12 protein-coding genes are annotated in these 19,914 nt (G+C 33.2%); 7 read left to right on the top strand and 5 right to left on the bottom strand.

Annotated features, from left to right (window positions below; all coding sequences use genetic code 11):
- Positions 1–146 precede the first annotated feature (146 nt).
- Complete coding sequence (locus UXY25_RS06810) at positions 147–6,101, bottom strand: GEVED domain-containing protein (RefSeq protein ID WP_320815255.1); 5,955 nt, start codon at positions 6,099–6,101, stop codon at positions 147–149.
- Between the two features lie 535 nt (positions 6,102–6,636).
- On the opposite strand from UXY25_RS06810, the gene UXY25_RS06805 reads away from it, so the two are divergent.
- The 4 genes from UXY25_RS06805 (at position 6,637) to hemL (ending at position 11,554) form a co-directional block, all read left to right on the top strand.
- Positions 6,637–8,445: a T9SS type A sorting domain-containing protein gene (locus UXY25_RS06805; RefSeq protein ID WP_320815254.1), complete on the top strand. Its 1,809-nt coding sequence runs from the start codon at positions 6,637–6,639 to the stop codon at positions 8,443–8,445.
- Positions 8,446–8,506: 61 nt separating this feature from the next.
- Entirely contained in the window at positions 8,507–9,403 is an 897-nt protein-coding gene (locus UXY25_RS06800; protein WP_320815253.1) for a 1-aminocyclopropane-1-carboxylate deaminase/D-cysteine desulfhydrase, read from the top strand.
- The gene (locus tag UXY25_RS06795; protein WP_320815252.1) at positions 9,393–10,268 is read left to right on the top strand and encodes a glucosaminidase domain-containing protein; all 876 of its coding nucleotides are present in this window, start codon (positions 9,393–9,395) and stop codon (positions 10,266–10,268) included. Before UXY25_RS06800 ends, UXY25_RS06795 begins: the two co-directional genes overlap by 11 nt.
- Complete coding sequence (gene hemL, locus UXY25_RS06790; RefSeq protein ID WP_320815251.1) at positions 10,268–11,554, top strand: glutamate-1-semialdehyde 2,1-aminomutase; 1,287 nt, start codon at positions 10,268–10,270, stop codon at positions 11,552–11,554. The genes UXY25_RS06795 and hemL overlap by 1 nt, the downstream gene beginning before the upstream one ends.
- Before the next feature lie 33 nt (positions 11,555–11,587).
- Here the strand turns inward: hemL and UXY25_RS06785 are convergent, their stop codons facing one another.
- The 3 genes from UXY25_RS06785 to lysS all read right to left on the bottom strand — a co-directional run bounded on the left by UXY25_RS06785 (position 11,588) and on the right by lysS (position 14,243).
- Positions 11,588–11,917 (bottom strand): hypothetical protein, encoded by a 330-nt coding sequence (locus UXY25_RS06785; RefSeq protein ID WP_320815250.1) that lies wholly within the window; start codon positions 11,915–11,917, stop codon positions 11,588–11,590.
- Between the two features lie 72 nt (positions 11,918–11,989).
- Positions 11,990–12,412: a Spy/CpxP family protein refolding chaperone gene (locus UXY25_RS06780; protein WP_320815249.1), complete on the bottom strand. Its 423-nt coding sequence runs from the start codon at positions 12,410–12,412 to the stop codon at positions 11,990–11,992.
- A 133-nt stretch (positions 12,413–12,545) separates the two neighbouring features.
- Positions 12,546–14,243 (bottom strand): lysine--tRNA ligase, encoded by a 1,698-nt coding sequence (gene lysS, locus UXY25_RS06775; RefSeq protein ID WP_320815248.1) that lies wholly within the window; start codon positions 14,241–14,243, stop codon positions 12,546–12,548.
- 228 nt (positions 14,244–14,471) lie between these two features.
- Here lysS and UXY25_RS06770 point away from each other — a divergent pair, with 228 nt between their 5' ends.
- Both UXY25_RS06770 and lipB read left to right on the top strand, forming a co-directional pair.
- On the top strand, positions 14,472–15,293 hold the full coding sequence (locus UXY25_RS06770; protein WP_320815247.1) for a hypothetical protein: 822 nt from the start codon (positions 14,472–14,474) through the stop codon (positions 15,291–15,293).
- A 2-nt stretch (positions 15,294–15,295) separates the two neighbouring features.
- Positions 15,296–15,997: a lipoyl(octanoyl) transferase LipB gene (gene lipB / locus UXY25_RS06765; RefSeq protein ID WP_320815246.1), complete on the top strand. Its 702-nt coding sequence runs from the start codon at positions 15,296–15,298 to the stop codon at positions 15,995–15,997.
- Here lipB and UXY25_RS06760 read toward each other — a convergent pair.
- On the bottom strand, positions 15,994–16,593 hold the full coding sequence (locus tag UXY25_RS06760; protein ID WP_320815245.1) for a ribonuclease HII: 600 nt from the start codon (positions 16,591–16,593) through the stop codon (positions 15,994–15,996). The two genes, lipB and UXY25_RS06760, sit on opposite strands and share 4 nt — an antisense overlap.
- 247 nt (positions 16,594–16,840) lie before the next feature.
- On the opposite strand from UXY25_RS06760, the gene UXY25_RS06755 reads away from it, so the two are divergent.
- Positions 16,841–19,903 (top strand): SusC/RagA family TonB-linked outer membrane protein, encoded by a 3,063-nt coding sequence (locus UXY25_RS06755; protein WP_320815244.1) that lies wholly within the window; start codon positions 16,841–16,843, stop codon positions 19,901–19,903.
- Positions 19,904–19,914 lie beyond the last annotated feature (11 nt).

Here is a 19,914-nt window from a genome sequence, read left to right as displayed (position 1 = left end):
TTATAGGTATAATGCAAAAAAAACCGATAAAATACATTTTGTCGGTTTTTATTTTAATAAACTAAAACTATTGGTTTTTAATTGGAGCCAAAAAAAGAGGCTTATGAAATTTCATAAGCCTCTTAAGTATTTAATTTATTTTACTATTAGAAAATAATCTTTTTGTCAACTATTGCTCCATTATTTAATTTAATTCTTAAAAGTAGAGTGCTGTTGTTTTTTTGTAAATTATTTAACATGAATTCTTTAGCGTCAATATTGTTATATGTTTTAACAATTTTTCCTAATAAATCATGTACTTCTATAGAGTTTATGTTTTCAATAGAAGAATGTATTGTTACATTTTCATTTGACACAACCATTAAGTTGTTTGTTAATGTAACATCTTCTTGAGATAATCTTGAAGAATTATACAAAAGAACAAATCTATTTTCGTCTCTTCCTGTAGTTCCTGTAAATGTATAAGGAGCAGTTCTTAAATCATGGAATATACCTAGTTGTTTGTCTTCTAAATATATTTTTTGAGTCGTATCTGAAAACAATCCATCTACATTATTAATTGCAATTGTATAAATTCCATTTTGAGGAATTGAAACTCCAAGAGTTACTTCGTCATTTTGATTAAACGGTAAACTTCTACCTTGAATAGTTAACCTATCAGTATTAGAGAATGAAAATAATTCAAAGTCTGTTTTAACATCTAAAGCTTGAGCATCATACATTCTGTCAAGATCGTTACTTGCTCCTTCAACATAACCTATTAATGTAGTAGTAGAGTTAGAAGATGGGCTGATTAAATTCAACCAAATTCTATGTTTCTCTTCTTCTCCAAAAGCAGGAGCAGTTCCATCTCTAAAGAATAAGTCGTTTCTGTAATCATTACGTCTCATTGTATTATTGAATACTACATTTTCTGTTGTACCAGCTGAAGTATGATTCATCAATACGAAAAACCCTTGACCAGCTGCAATATTACCATTACCAATTGCTGGATTTGCTCCTGTTGCATTATAAGTTACATAATCTCCAACAGTATAATTTAATACATAATCATTATAAAATGGATCTATAATAACTGCTGATGGAAGTGTACCATGAGTCCAATATTTTACATATCCTGCAATGTTTGTATTAGCTGCCAAAAATAGGTTAGCATTAACTGCAGAAGGGTATGGATTACCTATTAAGTTCCAGTTGTCATCATCTCTAGTAGCTAGAGTTGTTGAAACTCCAGTTGAATAGTTTCCGCCATTGTACGTTCCTCTGCTTATTGGCATGTTTATAATACCATTGTTAGGAACTCCTGTAAAATTAGCAGTGTAATTTGCTAATGCGGTTGTGTATGAATCTGGACCTCTAACAATGTATCCTTTTCCGTTAACCATATTTTCAGATGTTCCAGCCCAGTTACCCCAACCATTTAAATTCGCTCCAATTGTAGGTGTCCATTTATAACGATATATTGTTGTAGAGATACTTGTTAACGGAAAGTTAGCTACTGGACTTGACCAATATACATAATCTAATTTTCTTAAGTTAACATTTCTCTTCATGCTAATAACACCTGTATTAACGTTGTTATTAATTTGAATTAAACTCGCTGAGTTTTCAATATTAAAAGTACCGCCTGCTGTTACATCAACGTAGTCAGCAATAGTTAATGTATTTGTAGGAAGTATTTGTAAGTTTCCTAAATTTTTAACTTGTAGTGTTTTACCAAAAGCATTATAACTTGCGCCAAGTATTCGTGACGGATTTGTTGCAGTTACATCTGGTATAATTACACAAGTATTAATTGTTGGTACTCCTACAGGAGCCCAATTGTTTGGGTTATTCCAATCGTTACTAGTTCCACCTTTCCAAACACTAGATTTATTGTTTATAGTAATCAATTTAGAAACCGGACATCCGTTTCCTAATGTAGCGCTCGCTGTAAAACTATATGTAGGTAATTCCAATTGTGCCGCATTAGGCTTAACATAAATAGTTGTAACACTTTGTGCAACATAAGGAATTGTACATGGAAAATCTATAAAGGCTTGAACTCCACCACTCCATGAGAATGTTGTGTTTAAAGGTCTTGTCCCGTATACTTTTACATCATCAATTGCCCATCCGTCACAAAAGGCAGAACCTTGTAGTTGATATCTAAATCTAAACATAACAGAAGGTAATCCTGCATAAGCACTTACATCGAAAACAACATCATTAAATTTACCAGCAAAACCTTCAGTCGAAGTATAGCTAGCAATGTTTGTCCAAGCAGCTCCACCATTAGTAGATACATCTACATCTGCAAATTGCAAAGGCTCACCTACATAATAAGAAAAATAATGTCTAAAACTTAAAGTTAAAGTTGAATATGCTGTTGTATTTAACGCAACAGTTCTTAGCTGCGTGTCTTTTGGTGCAGGTGCAGCAAAATCTGAAACAGATAAAGCAAATCTGTTACCTATAGTTCTAGAAGTTATTGCCGGTTTCCATACAGAACCAGTAGGTACATATGGACTTGTTCTGTTTGTCCATTGTGTATTTGCATCTGCAGCTACGTTTGTTCTTGTTAAAACACCAAAACCACCACCTTCAAAATTTTCGTCAACTAAGTAGTCAATTACAACATCTCCAAGAGCAGCTATAGTTACTACATTATTCTCCCCACAAACTTCAGGAGTTGAAGGAGTAACATTTATAGTAGTTGTTGGATTTATTATTGCTTTAACTTCAGTACGGTACCAAGACTCACATACCCCGTTCCAAGCAGTAACATAATAACTTGTATTTACAGCAATTGACGGCGTTGTCCATGAAGTAGTTGGAGAAGTTCCTACTAACGTTCCTCCAGTTCTTGCACTATAATAACGATATTGAGTAGTTCCAGCAGTTGCAGTTGCTCCAACTACAACAGTTCCAGTATCACAACGACTACCATCTGTAACACCTGTAATGTTTACAGTACAATCTGCTACAACAGTTAACCTGTAATCTTCCGTTTCACCTGTAGCTAAATTTCCACAAGGTCCAAAAGTTTGTGACGTTTCAAATGTTCTTATACGTACTCTATAATTTCCTGGTAAAGTTGCAGGAGGGATTACAAAACCAGCAGAACCTGCAATGGTTTGTACTCCGCCAGTATTATATACTAATTCTGGTAAAGCATCTGTAAAAGTACCATCATTATTCCAGTCTACCCATACTTTAACGAATTGTCTTGAAATGGCTAATCTGTAATCTAAAGTTACACCACCACCTGGTATTTGTGTAACTGGAGGTAAAGCTGTATAATCGGCATAACCACTTGCGGCTCTTCCAGTTACCATATTTGTAATGTTTGTAATATAACCAACAGTCGATACATCATCAATGTATCTTGTGCTAACTGTAGATGTTGGAACACAATAATCTACTAAACCAGTGGTTATGTTTCCAGTTAAAGGTGAAGGTACTAAATATAGCGGCCCTCCTGTACAAAAATTATTTACGGAATAGATATAAAAATAATAAGTAGTTAAAGGAGTTAATCCTGTAACTGAATATCCAGGATTACTATCGTTATCAACTACTGTATAGCCAGGGGCTATAGTACTACCAATTGCATAAGTTGTTCCATTTACAGGTCCTGCAGGCGCTACTGCAGAAGTACTCATTACAACAAGATAGCTGTTTGCAGCAGGTACTGCTGGCGTAAACGAACCGGATAAAATTGTTGCTTGAGCAGTTAATGCAATTGCTGTTGGTTGTGCAGTAGGTGCAGCACAAGGTAGTGCAGGGATTATAGTTACTCTATAATCTTCTGTTTCACCAGAACCTAAAGAGGTACAAGCGTCTCCACTTCCATTTGCGAATCCAGCTAATCTAGAACGAATTCTCATTCTTGTATTTCCTGAAGTTGCACCAATTGGTATTGCAAAACTTACCACTCCATTTGTTCCAGTAGTAAATACTTGAACCCATTCGCTTGCTGCAAAAGTTCCATCTTGATTAAAATCTATCCAAGCAGAAACGATTGAAGATGCGCTAGTGGTAACATTTAAGTTATATGAACTACCTGCAGATAAATTTGTTGTAGGTGTTCCAGCTATCGAATAATTTGTATATGAAACACCATGCGTGTCAGCACAACCTGAAGTGTTGTTTATTGTATTAAAAATAACATTTGTTATGGTACCAGAACAAGACGCAGGATGTACCGGCACACAATAGGTTGGTGCTGGTGTAGTTGCGTTTCCGGTTCTAGGAGAGGTTGTATAATACAATGGTCCTCCGGTACATAAACCGTTAAATGAGTATATAAAGAAATAATAGGTTGTATTACCTGCTAAACCAGTTGCTGAAAAAACAGTATCAGTATCGTTGTCTACAATTGTATTACCTGCGCCAAGCGTACCTCCTATAGAGTAGCTTGTTCCATTTACAGGAGCTGTAGGAGTTGTACCTGTTGTATTCATTACTACTAAGTAGCTATCTGATGCAGGTGAAGCCGCAGTAAAAGAACCATTAATAGTTCCTGCGCTAGGTGTTAATATTAATGCTGTTGCCTGAGCCGTTGGCGCTACACAGGCTGCAGGGGCTACAAGTGTAATTGTATAATCTTCAGTTTCACCATAAGTTCCAGCCATAGTACAACTCATACCAGCGCCAGAAACAACTGTAATGTTAAATGCATAACGAATACGCATTCTTACGTCTCCAGATGCTGCTCCAATAGGAATTGCAATTGAAGTAACGGTTGTACTACTTGGTGTAATAGCGTTACTTAATAAAAAGAATTCTCCAGCATCTGAAAATGAACCATTTTGGTTAAAATCTATCCAAACTCCCGCTCCATGAGTACCAGTTCCGGCTCCAACAGTTAAAGATAAGTTGTATGAAGAACCTTTAATTACACTTGTTGTTTGAACACCAGCTTTAGGAAAATTAGTATATCCTCCAGCATTACATGTTGTATTATTATTTAATGTGTTTAATGTTACATTTGAAATATAATCATTTAAAGTACAGTTTAGGTTTCCAGTTGGTGTACAATAAGACAGACAGCCTGGGCCTATAGGTGAAGTAATAGATACATCACTAAAGGTAGAGCCACAAAGCCCGTTAGAAACGGTCCATCTTAAAACTAATGCTGCGCCTCCTGGGACAATACCAGTAACTCCTGAAGTAGGAGAAGTAAGTGTTGTAACCGTTCCAGTTCCTGAAACTACTGTCCAGGCTCCTGTAGAATTTACCGGTGTATTTGCTGCTAAAGTAGCAGTTGTTGCACAAGCTGCTAACGTTTGATTTGGACCAGCATTTGAAACTAAAGCAGGGCATGTGTATGTAAATATCATTGCGCCTCTTGCTCCAAGACCACTACTATTATTTTTATGGCCTGCTCCACCACCACCACCACCGTAGTTCCCTGCGGCAGTTGAAGCATCAGTACCATTCGCATCTAATCCGCCTGTTCCTCCGGCTCCACCGAAGTTAGCTCTTAATGCTCCTGCAACTCTTAGTACTCCATTATTACCAGCACCTAAAGTACCAGCGCCAGATCCACCACCACCACCGTCTCCGGAGTTGTTTCCAGATGCTTTAAATACACCATTTGCACCATTTCCACCTGCATAACGAGTGTCTCCAACACTAGCAGCAACAGTACCTCCAACACCACCAGCTGCATTAACGGTTGTTGACGAAGCTCCTGTAGAACCTCCGGCAGCTGTAATAGTAACGCCATTAATAATTGCGGTTGTATTGTTTCCATTTGCATTTTGTCCACCGCCAGTTCCTATTGTAAAATTATAAGTTGTACCTGGGACTACGGTTATGGAATTCCTTACAGAATATGCACCACCACCACCACCACCACCATTGGCGTTGTTAGTATTTGGTGTTGAAGCACCACCGGCTCCTCCACCCCAAGCTTCAACTTTTACTGAGGTTACGCCTTGCGGACAAAGCCAAGTGCCTGAAGTTGTGTATGTATTTGGCGATTGCGCAAAATTTATTTGAATCCCAAAAAGGATAAATAAAAACGCAAGAATAGTTTTGCCTGAAAAGATAGATTTTGCAATAAAATCTATTCGCAGGTTCAGCTTTGTAGATTGAGTGTAATTTTTTGTCATATGTGTAATCTTTTTCTTGATTATTAACATTTAATACTGTAAATATATAAAAATTAATGACAAATTATAGTTTTGAGGCAGAAAATATATCGTAATTAATAATTTTAACAAAAACACATAATTTTGTGATTTTAATTTATTTGTAAGTTTGCAAAAATAAAAGAAGTGTGTTCGTTTTGGAATTGGTTAGATGTGTGAACTGTTTGTTGTTGAGGGTTTTAAGGCGAACAAAAACAATTCAATAAGTTAAGTTTGTGATGATGATTTTAAGTTACGGGTTGTTAGTAATGGGCTATTAAATTCAATCCAAATTACAATTTTGCCTCCTAAAAAAAGTTGTTATGGGTAAAATTTTGGAATTGTTTTTTTGTGTTGTTTGGGTTCATTTTTTTCTTTTTTAAAATTTTAAAACGCTGATTTTTTCAATAAAATAGGATTAAAGGCCTCTTTTTATCGATAAAAAGAGATGTATTGAAGGTTGTTTGTTAAAATAATTGTATATATTTGCTATGTTACTAATTCTAAATAATTGACTATGAAAAAATTACTACTCACTTTAGCATTAACGGCTGGATTTTATACGCTTTGCTCTGCGCAAATGTACGTTAGTCCAAGTAGTTACGTGTTCGTAAACGACCAATTCGTTTATGTTACTCAAGATGTAAATTTAGATAACACAGGTAATTTTTATTTAAGGAATAAGTCTCAACTTTTGCAAGGAACTGCTGGTGCAGGTGCTAATAGAGGGCTGGGTAACTTATCTGTTTTTCAAGAAGGTACTGTAAATAATTTTCAATATAATTATTGGTGTTCTCCTGTTGGAGTTCCAGCTGCTGCAGTTGGAAATGCTAATTTTGGAATTTCAAGATTAAATAGACCTACAACGCGTACAGCAAGTACTCCTGCAACTCTTATTGGAGGTTACGATGGTGTTTCTTCGCCATTGTCTATCTCTACTCGTTGGATATATACTTTTACAACATCTACAACATATGCACAATGGAATGCTATAGCAGGTGCATCAACAATTGCTCCTGGTTCAGGATTTACAATGAAAGGAACTTCAGGTACTGATGCTGTTGTAGCAGATGCTACAGAAGGTGTTGCGAATAAAGTAGGAAGTGCTCAACGATATGATTTTAGAGGTTTGCCAAATGATGGAACTATTTCTAGTGCAGTTTCTGCAGGTAATTTTACTTTGGTAGGTAATCCTTATCCAAGTGCAATTGATATTAATTCATTTTTATTAGACGGTTCAAATGCTGCATTAATTAACGGACAAGCCTATTTTTGGGAACAAGTTACTGTTAATTCTCATTATATAGCTGCTTATCAAGGTGGTTATGGAATTTATAATCCTGTTACAAGTATTTATACGCCAGCTGCATTCTTTACATATGATGGAACTGGAACTCAAGGTGTGCCGGCAGGTGCTGGTACTGCTTATGCGAGAAGATTTTCTCCAGTAGGACAAGGTTTTATGGTTATGGGGACAGCAGGAGGTAATGTTGCAATGAGAAATTCATTTAGAACTTTTGTTAAAGAGGGAGGAACTTCGGTATTTGCAAGAACGGCTTCAAATGAGTCAGAATATTATGATGCTATACCTAATGTTGCAGGTATTGATTATACTCAAGTTAAAAAAGGTACTGCTCCATATTTACGAATCAATGCTATGTATAATAACGGAGGTGTTAGACCTACAACAATTGCATTTTTAGATACTGCAACTGATGGTTTTGACTATGGTGCAGATGGACGTTCTCCATCAAATGAAGCTGCCGAATTTTATTATATTTTAAATGATATGCCACATGAATATGTTGCAACAGCAGTTAAATTTGATATAAACAAAAAAATACCAGTGGGTTTAAGATGTGCTAGTCAAGCTAATTTTAAAGTGCAAGTTATAGGTGCTTTTTCAGGTTTTGATGATGCTCAAAAAGTATACATGCACGATAAAGAAACTGGGGTTTATTATGATATTAAAAACGGAGTGTTTGATATGACTATGCCAGCAGGCGATAATAAAACTCGTTTTGAAATTACTTTCAAAAATTATGCAGATGTGTTAGATAGTAATGATAATGCTTTAGATTCTTTTCAAGTGTTTCAAAACAATGATAACGCTATGTTAACAGTTGTAAACACATTGAAAAAAGATGTTACTTCAATTGACTTATATGATGTTACAGGTAAAATTGTAGTAAGTAAAGTAAATTTAGGTAAATCTGAACAATATGAAATTTCTACTTCTGGATTAAGTGCAGGTATTTATATTGTTAAGTTAACTACAAGAGATAACTTATCAATTGACAAAAAGGTTTCTATTTACAGAAAATAAAATTTAATAAAATTTAAAAAAGCAGCTTAGGAATAAGCTGCTTTTTTTTGTTTTGTCGGAAATGATAGAAAATATATTACATATAAATAATAGGAATATTACGTTATCTATTAAACGTGAAGATTTATTGCATCCAATTATTTCGGGTAATAAATTTAGAAAATTAAAATACAATTTAATTGAAGCAAAAGCATTACATGTAAAAACTTTAGTCACTTTTGGCGGAGCTTTTTCAAATCATATTTTGGCTGTTGCAGCTGCAGGTAATGAAAATGGCTTCAATACAATTGGTATCATAAGAGGTGAAGAGTTAAGGGAAAAGATAAATGTAAATCCAACTCTTAAATTAGCTCAAGATTTGGGAATGAAATTTATTTTTGTTTCCAGAGAAGTGTATCGGAATAAAGAAGATGAAGGCTTTTTAGATCATTTAATACCAACAGAAGAAAGTTGTTATGTTATTCCTGAAGGCGGAACTAATGAATTGGCTATTAAGGGTTGTGAGGAAATTATAACGCCTAATTTATTTGATTTTACTCATATATGTTGCTCTGTTGGAACAGCTGGAACAATTTCTGGAATCATAAATTCTTCTCATTCATCTCAAAAAATACTTGGATTTTCTTCTCTTAAAGGTGACTTTCTTTCTGAACAAATTAGTAATTTTGTAACCAAGGATAATTGGGAAGTTAATACTGATTATCATTTTGGAGGTTACGGAAAAGTAAATGATGACTTAATAACTTTTATAAATTCGTTTTATAAAGATACAAATGTGCCGTTAGATCCTGTTTATACAGGAAAAATGGTTTATGGAGTTTATGATTTGATTGAAAAAGATTATTTTCCAGAAAATGCTAAAATATTAATGATTCATACTGGTGGTTTACAAGGAATTAAGGGAATGAATGATTTGCTAAGAAAAAAAAATAAAGAAATTATAAATTATGATGTTTAAAAAGATACTTTTTTTAGTTTTTACTATCTTGATAGTAAGTTGTAGTTCGAAAAAGCCTGTGGTAAGAACAGTTGCTAAACCAACTCCAACAAAAACTTCTCGTACTACAACTTCAACAAAAAAGCAACCTCTTAAGGAAGTAACTAAGCCTTATACAGAAACTGTTGTAGTTAAGTCTGTGGAAGATAATTCTTCAGAAGAATTGGTTGCAACTTCTAAAGTTTCTACGACTTCAGATGATGTAAGATTGTATATAGATAGTTTTAAAGAAGTAGCCAAGTTTAATATGAATAGCCATGGTGTTCCTGCAAGTATAACACTTGCTCAAGGTATTTTAGAGTCTGGCGCGGGTAAAGGAAGATTAAGTACTATTGCAAATAATCATTTTGGAATTAAATGCCATACAGGTTGGAAAGGTGAATCTGTTTCTCATGATGATGATGCGGCTCAAGAATGTTTTAGAAAGTATGATAACCCATCTGAGTCTTACAGAGACCATTCTTTGTTTTTAACTTCAAGAAGCTGGTACAAAGGTTTGTTTAAATTAGACAAAGGCGATTATAAATCGTGGGCTAAAGGATTAAAGGCGGCAGGATATGCAACAGATCCAAAATATCCGGACAAATTAATTAGTATTATTGAAAGATATGAATTGTATCAATATGATAATGAAGTTTTGAATAGAGATTATAAGCCTGAAGGTAAGATTGTGTTACAAAACACAGAAGATTGCCATGTTGTTGAAAAAGGAGATACTTTGTATTCTTTGTCTAAGAAATATAATTTAACTGTTGAAGATTTAAAAAAAATGAATAACATGAGTGATAACACATTGTCACTTGATCAAAAAATTAAAATTAAGTAATGTTATATAAAAGAAGTAGCGAATTATTTGTTGAAGCAAATAAAGTGATACCAGGAGGTGTTAATTCTCCAGTTAGAGCATTTAAAGGCGTAGGTGGAACTCCAATTTTTATTAAAGAAGCAAAAGGAGCTTATTTATATGATGAAGATGGAAATAAGTTTATAGATTATATTAATTCTTGGGGTCCAATGCTTTTAGGTCATGCTTTTGAACCTGTTGTTAATGCAGTTATAGAAAGAGCAAAAAAAGGAACATCTTTTGGTACGCCTACGGAACTTGAAACCAAAATTGCAGAATTAGCAGTTTCAATGGTTCCAAATATTGATAAGATTCGTTTTGTGAACTCTGGAACTGAGGCTTGTATGAGTGCTATTCGATTAGCAAGAGGCTTTACGAAAAGAGATAAAATTATAAAATTTTCTGGTTGTTATCACGGACATTCAGATTCGTTTTTAATTGCTGCAGGAAGTGGCTTAAGTACCTTTGGAGTTCCTAATAGTCCAGGAGTTACAAATGGAACGGCAAAAGACACATTGTTAGCAAACTTTAATGATATTGAAAATGTAAAATCATTATTTGAAGCGAATAAAAACGAAATAGCAGCTATTATAATTGAGCCCGTAGCAGGAAACATGGGTTGTATCCCTCCGAATGGTAGTTTTTTAAGTGATTTAAGAGCTGTTTGTGATGAGAACGATACGTTGCTTGTTTTTGACGAAGTGATGACTGGGTTTAGACTTGCAAGAGGTGGAGCTCAAGAGTTATATGGAGTTAATGCTGATATTGTTTGTTTTGGGAAAGTTATTGGTGGAGGTTTGCCTGTTGGTGCTTTCGCTGCTCGCAATGAAATAATGAATTATCTATCGCCACTTGGACCTGTTTATCAAGCAGGGACTTTGTCTGGAAATCCTTTAGCTATGGCTGCGGGTCTTGAAATGTTGAAGAGTATTAATCAAGATAATAAATTGTTTTCTAGATTAGAGGAAAAGACGAAGTATTTAGAACTTGGGATTAGAGAAAAATTAACAAATAATAAAGTTGATTATACTATTAATAGAGTAGGTTCAATGATATCTGTGCATTTTGATAAGAACAAAGTGTATGATTTTGAAACATCTAAAAATGGAGATAACGATACGTTTAAGAAGTTTTTCCATGGAATGCTTTCAAAAGGAATTTATATAGCGCCATCAGCTTATGAAACTTGGTTTATAACCGATGCTTTAAGTTATGAAGATTTAGATTATACAATTAAGTGTGTTGATGAAGTAACAAAAGAATTATAAAAAAAATCCCAATCGTTAGATTGGGATTTTTTTTTAATGAGTTAGATTTTCTAGTAACTCTTTGTTTTTGCTTAGTTTTGAAAATTGTTCTGGGTTTAACGTAGCTTCAATTTTTTTAGTAATGATATTAGCTAAATCTGCTTTTTCTTTTTCTTCTTTAATTCCATCAGCTATCATTTTGTGTTTGTATAGAAATAATCCATAAAATGCTTCAGTAGTTTGGTTGTCTAATGTGATAAAATCTGTTAAAGCTTTAGTGTCTTTTTTTGCAGAAATTTCAACATTATCTTTTTTCATCTCTTGTGCATTAACAGAGAAGCCAAAAGCAAATAATAAAACAAATAAAGAAATGATTTTTTTCATTTTAATTTTTTTATAGTTATAAGTCTACCAAAAATAAACTAAAAATGTTTTACAGCCAAATAAAGGTGTTAATTACTTTTTTGGGTGATGCATTTCCTCTTTTTTATGCATTCTGTTTGGTTTGTTGTCTTTCATTTTTTCAAATTTAGACATTTGCTCAGGAGTAAGAATTTTTTTCAATTTAGCCTTCATTTCAATTTGCTTGTCAAGCATTTTGTTTTTCATTTCAAATCTTTCTTCAGAAGTTAATTTTTCTTCGTTCTCTTTCTTCGCTTTCATTTCTTTTTTCTTTCCTTCCATTTTCTTTCCTTCTTCAAGAAATAATGATTTCAACTCTTGTTGTTGTTTAGTATTAAGGTCTAATTCTAAAGTCATTTTCTTAACTCTTAATTCAGTTTTTTGTTCAAGAGTTAATTGGTCTCTTTTGTTGTCTCTTTCTTGAGCAATTGTCAAAATTGAAAAAGATAATAGTGCAGCTAAAAATAATTTTTTCATGATTCTTTAATTTTAAAGTTATACCATTAAGACAATAAGAATTGATAAAGGTTTAATTACGAATTATTTTTTTTTGCAAAAAAAAAAGTGCGTTCACTTAGTGAACGCACTTTTAATAAATTTAGTAATTGTATTATTTTCCTATATATTCGGCAATTTTGTTTTCGCCATCTACTTTAATTTTCATTATACCGTGTTTGCTGATTCCTTTGCTTGCGGCATCCCATTTTTTTCCACTTAATGCTGCTTTTATTTTTAAATCACCAATTGAAATGCCTTCATTTGCTTTTAAGACTTCAATAATATGTTTTTCATCTTCAGTTAATTCTGGGCCTTTTTTCTCAGGACGCATTTGTGGGAAGAATAAAACTTCTTGAATTGATGCATTGTTTGTTAAAAACATAATTAATCGGTCCATTCCAATTCCTAATCCAGAAGTTGGTGGCATACCATATTCTAATGCTCTTAAGAAGTCTTCATCAATAATTCCAGTTGCTTCGTCATCTCCTTTAGCAGCTAATGCCATTTGAGCTTCAAAACGCTCTCTTTGATCAATTGGGTCGTTTAATTCTGAATAAGCATTTGCTATTTCTTTACCACAAACCATTAGTTCAAAACGTTCTGTTAATTCAGGGTTATCTCTGTGTTCTTTGCATAATGGCGACATTTCTTTTGGATAATCAGTAATAAATGTTGGTTGAATGAAGTTTCCTTCACATTTTTCACCAAAAATCTCATCAATTAATTTTCCTTTACCCATTGTTCCATCTACAGCAATCCCCATTCCTTTAGCAGCTTCAAATAATTCAGCTTCAGTTTTTCCAGTGATGTCAAAATCTGTAAATTGCTTAATAGCATCAGTCATTGTTACTCTTGCATATGGTGCTTTGAAACTTACTTCATGTTTTCCAAATGTAGCGTCCGTTGTTCCGTTAACTTCATTAGCACAATGTTCTAATAAGTTTTCGGTAAATTCCATCATCCAGTTATAGTCTTTATAAGCTACATAAATTTCCATTGCGGTAAATTCGGGATTATGAGTTCTGTCCATTCCTTCATTACGGAAATTCTTAGAGAATTCATATACACCATCAAAACCACCTACAATTAATCTTTTTAGATATAATTCGTTAGCAATTCGCATATATAAAGGAATGTCTAAGCTATTATGATGAGTAATAAAAGGACGAGCAGCTGCACCACCTGGTATTGATTGTAAAACCGGAGTTTCCACTTCCATATAACCTGCTTGGTTAAAGAAGTTTCTCATTGCTGTAAATAACTTTGTTCTTTTTACAAATACCTGTTTAACTTCTGGGTTTACAATTAAATCTACATAACGCATTCTGTATCGTAATTCTGGATCAACAAAAGCGTCATGTGTGTTTCCATCTTCATCCTTCTTTGGAAAAGGTAATGGGCGCAAAGTCTTGCTTAAAAAAGTAAATTTATCAACTCGTATAGATTTTTCTCCTACTTTCGTTAAGAATAATTCTCCTTCAATACCTATGAAGTCACCAAGATCGGTAAGTTTTCTAAAAACCTGATTATACATTGTTTTGTCTTCATCAGGACAAATGACATCTCTATTAAAGTACAATTGAATTCGTCCTTCACTATCTTGTAATTCAACAAAAGAAGCTTTCCCCATGTCTCTATTGCTCATTATTCTTCCTGACAAGATAACCTGTTTACCTTCTTCGAAATTATCTTTTACCTGTTTTGAAGTATGGTTAACAGGGAATAAGTCAGCTGGATAAGGATTAATTCCTAATTCGCGCAAACCGTTTAACTTTTCTCTTCTGATAATTTCTTGTTCTGAAAGCTGCATAGTTTTTATTTTTAAAAGGGCAAAGATAAGTATTAGTTTCAGAGTTTCAAAGTGTTGTTTTTGATCTTTGAACTTGTTTTAATTTAAATCAGTAGCGAATGGCTTGGGTTTATTTAATTAAGTAATTCCTGCCATTCATTCTATCTTTTTTTTCAAAAAAGGATGCCATTGCTGTCAGGGCTGTTTGATAAATCATTTGTATATTTGCGTTCATTAATGTCAAACAAAATGAAAAAAATAAAATTTATTGCATTGTTGGTTTTTGTGTTTTCAATGACTAGTTGTTCAATCACTGAAAAAATGATTATTAAAGAAGATGGTTCGGGTAAGTTTTTATACGAAATTGACGGTTCCAAAATGATGTCAATGATGGGAAGTGCTTTTAAAGATGAGGGTGCATCTAAGAAAAAGAAAAAAACGAAAAAGGAATCTGATACTAAGAAAGTAATTGACAGTACTTTTTCATTCAAAGAAATATATGCAGATAAACAAGATAGTATTGCAAAACTTCCATTAGCTGAACAAGAAAAAATAAAGAAAATGGAAAAGTTCAGTATGCGTATGATTATGGACGAGGAAAAAGGTATTATGAATTATACCATGTTTACTGATTTTGCTTCCGTAAAAGAATTGCAAGATGTTATGTCTCCTGTTGAAACTATGAAAAATGTTTCGCCTTCAAGCAAGCAAATTGGTGGAATGGGTATGGCTCCAGCTGCTTTAGAAGATAATTCATCAACTTCTTTTTTTTATGACGGAAAAACATTTAAAAAAATAGTTTCCAAAATAGAAAAAAAAGAAACGGATATAGAGAATAAAGAAGAGAATGAAGAAGTAAGTGATGAAAATGATAAATTAAAAGAAACTTTGGAAATGTTTTATGTACAATCAAGTTTTAAAGTGGTGTATGAATTTCCAAAACCAGTTAAAAAAGTTTCCATTGTAAATACGCTTTACAGCGAAGACAGAAAGACTATTACCATTGAGTATCCATTGAAGGAATACATGGAAAACCCAGCTTCCTTAAATTTTGAAGTAGAATTTCAATAATAATGAATAGAAAAGTCCAATTACAAGATTTAGGAAGAAAAGATTACAAAGAAACTTGGGATTATCAAGAAGAGCTTTTTAAAGGAATCGTTGATTTAAAAATCAGGAATAGAAGAGAAGAGTTAAATCTTGAAACACCTAACTATTTTTTGTATGTAGAGCATCCACATGTTTACACCTTAGGTAAAAGTGGGGATTTTTCTAATTTATTGCTTTCAGAAAAGCAATTACAAGAAAAAGGAGCTACTTTTTATAAAATAAATAGAGGTGGTGATATAACATATCACGGACCTGGACAAATTGTAGGCTATCCAATTCTTGATTTAGAGAATTTTTTCACAGATATCCATAAATATTTACGTTTTTTAGAAGAATCAATAATTCTTACTTTATTAGAATATGGTATTTCTGCTACTCGAAGCGAAGGTGAAACCGGAGTTTGGCTTGGTGTAGGGACTCCATTTCCACGAAAAATATGTGCTTTGGGCGTTAGAGCATCTCGTTGGGTTACTATGCATGGTTTTGCGTTAAATGTAAATGCTGATCTAGGATATTTCGATAATATTATTCCTTGTGGAATAAAAGGCAAGGCAGTTACTTCGCTTAATGTGGAGTTAGGAGTCGATAAAGTAGATGAGCAAGAAGTAAAAGAAAAAATACTTAAGCATTTTTCTGTTCTTTTTGAAGCTGAAATTACAAACTAAATATCAAGAATAAATTGTTCAGGTAACAACCTAAACGTCATTCTGTGGTATTTAGTTGTTCCGTACTTTCTTATAGCTTCCCTATGCTCTTTTGTGGGGTAGCCTTTATTTTGTTTCCAATTGTACATTGGAAACTCTTCATGAATTTTATCCATATATGCGTCCCGATACGTTTTTGCTAAAACGGAAGCTGCTGCAATACTCATAAATTTACTATCGCCTTTAATTATTGTTGTGTAAGGGATTTTTTTTAATGGTTTAAACCTGTTTCCATCGACAATAATGTGTTCTGGTTCTGGATTTAGCTTAAGAATTGACTCTTGCATTGCTAAAATTGATGCATTTAAAATATTTATTTCATCAATAATCGAAGGTTCAATATGTGTTACGCTATATGAAATTGCCTGTTCTATTATCAATGGTTTTAACTTTTCTCTAATTTTTTCTGAAATTTTTTTTGAATCATTTAACAAAGGTAATTCAAAATCTTCAGGAAGTATTATTGCAGCTGCGGTTACAGGGCCAGCAAGACATCCTCTTCCTGCTTCGTCGGTTCCGCATTCGATTAATTTGTCATTATAACATTTACTTAACATATAAGTTTTTTGTCAAAAATATAATTTTTAACGCAACCTTTATGAGAATAATGCATCTAATAAGTAAGATTGTTTCGTAAATTATAAGTTTAGCGCTAAAAAAATTAACAAAATTAATTACGAATATTCCGTAGTTTTATTTGGTTATTTAAGAAATAATTAAGAAGTTTGCGAAATAACTAACTCAAATAAATTTAATATGAGATCGAAGTTTAAATGGATTTTCACGCTTATAATAGCGTTTTCAATGCAGTTTTCGTTCGCGCAAGAGAAAACTGTAACAGGTGTTGTGTCTGATGCATTAGGTCCCTTAGGAGGTGCTAATGTTGTTGTTGAAGGAACAACAAACGGAACAACTACAGATTTTGATGGTAATTATTCTATCAAAACAAAACAAGGTGATGTATTAGTGTTTACTTACACTGGTATGAAAAAAGCAACTGCTGCTGTAGGTGCAACTAACAAAATTAACATTGTAATGCAAGAAGATATTCTTACAGGATCAGAAGTTGTTGTTGTTGGTGCCCTTGGTATTAAAAAGAGAATTGATCAGCAGACTTCTACAACACAATTGGTTAAGGCTGAGGAATTAACTCAGGCGGCTAACCCTAACGTTGTTCAGTCTTTAGCTGGTAAAGTTTCTGGTTTGCAAATTAACACTACTAATAATGGTGTAAATGCTACAACTCGTATTGTATTACGTGGAAATCGTTCGATTTCAAGTAATAACCAAGCGTTAGTAGTAATTGATAATGTAATTTCAAGTGCTGGTATTTTACAGTCTTTGTCTCCTGAATTAATCGAGTCAACGAATGTATTAAAAGGTGCTCAAGGAGCTGCACTTTATGGATCTGCAGGTGTTAACGGTGTAATTATTGTTACTACTAAAAGTGGATCTAAGTCTGGTAAATTAAAGGTAACTTTAAATTCAGCGATTGACTTTGAACAAGTTTCGTTTTTACCACAAAGACAAATGCGTTATGGTCAAGGTTGGAATGGTACTCACATTTCTTATGAGAATGGTGGATGGGGTGCTGAAATGGACGGTGTTGTTAGACCAGTTGGTTTAGCTCAAGCTGATGGTTCTTATATCATGGCTCCATATTCTGCAATTGAAGATAACATTAAAGAATTTTTTGAAACTGGTACTGTAATGCAAAATGGTGTTTCTGTTAGTGGAGGTACTGTAAAAGATGGTTATTTCTCTCTTTCTGCAAACAGACAAGCTACTGAATTCGTTGTTAAAAATGACGGATTAAACAGAAGTTCTTTTGGTTTTAGAGCTGGAAAACAATTTGGAAAATGGAAACTTGATGGGAATGTTAACTACATTTCACAAAAAGCTGAAACTACTTCTTCAAGTTTATTTACAGATTTATTACAAACAGCTACAAATATTCCTGTAGAGCGTTTTGAGAATTCAGGACAAGCAGGTCACTGGACTTCTTATTATAACAATCCTTACTGGTTAAGAGATAATGTTAGAAATGTAAATAGAAGTGATTACTTTAATGGAATTGCAACTTTAAACTATGAATTTAACAAACATATTAATTTTAATTATGTTTCTAATATTCAAACTACATCTACTAACGGAGTTTCTTATACTAATGGGTATGTAGATAATGATCAAGTTGGTGGTGGTAATTTAACTGTTGTATCTTCTTTTGATACTTCAAATTCTACTTCAAGAAGTTTTTATCATGACTTTATGGTAAATTTTGACTATAAATTGTCAAATAAAGTTACTTTTAAAGCTAATATTGGTAATAACTTAAGAGACAATATGTCAACTTTTACATCTGTAGGAGGTGATAATTTAACTGTTCCTGGTTTTTATAATATTTCAAACATTACTGGAGATCCAAGAAGATCTAATTCATATGTTAGAACAAGAAGTTTTTCTTTCTTTGGTAACTTTGATTTCGGTTTAGGTAATGGTGAAGAAGGTTCAGAATATTTAAATTTAAATATTACTGCACGTAACGATTGGTATTCTGTATTCCAAGGTGCTCAAACAAATAACTTCTTTTACCCTTCTGTAGGTCTTTCATTTGTTCCTACAAAAGCGTTTGATGGTTTGAAAAATAATTCAAACATCAACTATATGAAACTTTATGGTAACGTTACAAGAGTTGGTAATGTTGGTTCTGTTGATGCTTATAGTTTAAATAATGTTTATGTTTCTGCTTCAGGTTATCCTTTTGGAAGTTTAAATTCATTTTCACCTGATGGTTCGGTTACAAATCCTGGTATTACACCTGAGTTTGTTACTACTACTGAGTTTGGTGCTAATTTTGCTTTCTTACAAAATAGAATTACTTTAGATGCAGCAATTTTTCAATCTAAAACTACAGATTTAATTACTAATCAATCTACTTCAGCTGGTTCTGGTATTTCAACTCAGCTTGTAAACATTGGTCAAATGACTACTTCAGGTTATGAGGTTGAATTAGGATTTACTCCTGTAAGACCTTCTGATTTTGGTGGTTTAGGAATTAAATGGGAAAATCGTTTAGCTTATTCTCATTCTAAGTCTGTTGTTGATAAAGTATCAGATTCTCAAACTGAAATTGCATTACAAAACTTCACTGGAACAGGTGTTGGTATTTTTGCAACTGAAGGTGAAGAATTTCCTTTAATTAAAGGTATTGCTTATCAAAGAGATGATGAAGGAAGAGTTGTTATTGATCCTTCTACAGGGAATCCAGTGAGAACTACAGATTATAAAATTTTAGGTAAAGCAACTCCTGATTATATCATTAACTACAACACTGCTGTTGAATTTAAAGGTTTAAGATTAGCTGCTGTTATGGATTATAGAACAGGACACCAATTCTGGTCAGGTACTAAAGACTGGTTATCTTGGTCAGGTCATTTATATGAATCTGCTGAGAATGGTCGTAATGGTTTCATTTTCCCTAATTCATCTATCGAAACTTCACCTGGTGTTTATACAGAAAACACTTCTGTTGTAACTGGTGGAAACACTTATACAAGTTATTTAAATTATTTCTCTAATGAATATAGAGCTGTAGTTGAAAACTTCGTTTTAGATGCTACTGCATTTAAAGTAAGAGAGTTGTCATTAAGTTATTCGTTACCAAGTAAAGTTCTTGATAATTCAGGTCTTAGCTCACTTAGATTTGGTGTAAATGCAAGAAACCCTTTCATTGTTTTACCAAAAGAAAATAGAGGATATAATGATCCAGAGCAATCTAGAACATCTGGAAACGACCAAGGTTTGGCTGTTACAGGACAATATCCAGCAACAAGAACATTCGGTTTTTCACTTAATGCTTCATTTTAATAAAAAAGAGA

The organism is Flavobacterium sp. (genome assembly GCF_034111225.1).
Classification (GTDB): domain Bacteria; phylum Bacteroidota; class Bacteroidia; order Flavobacteriales; family Flavobacteriaceae; genus Flavobacterium.
Note: the sequence above shows the minus strand (reverse complement) of the source record. Positions and strands in the feature narration are given on the sequence as shown.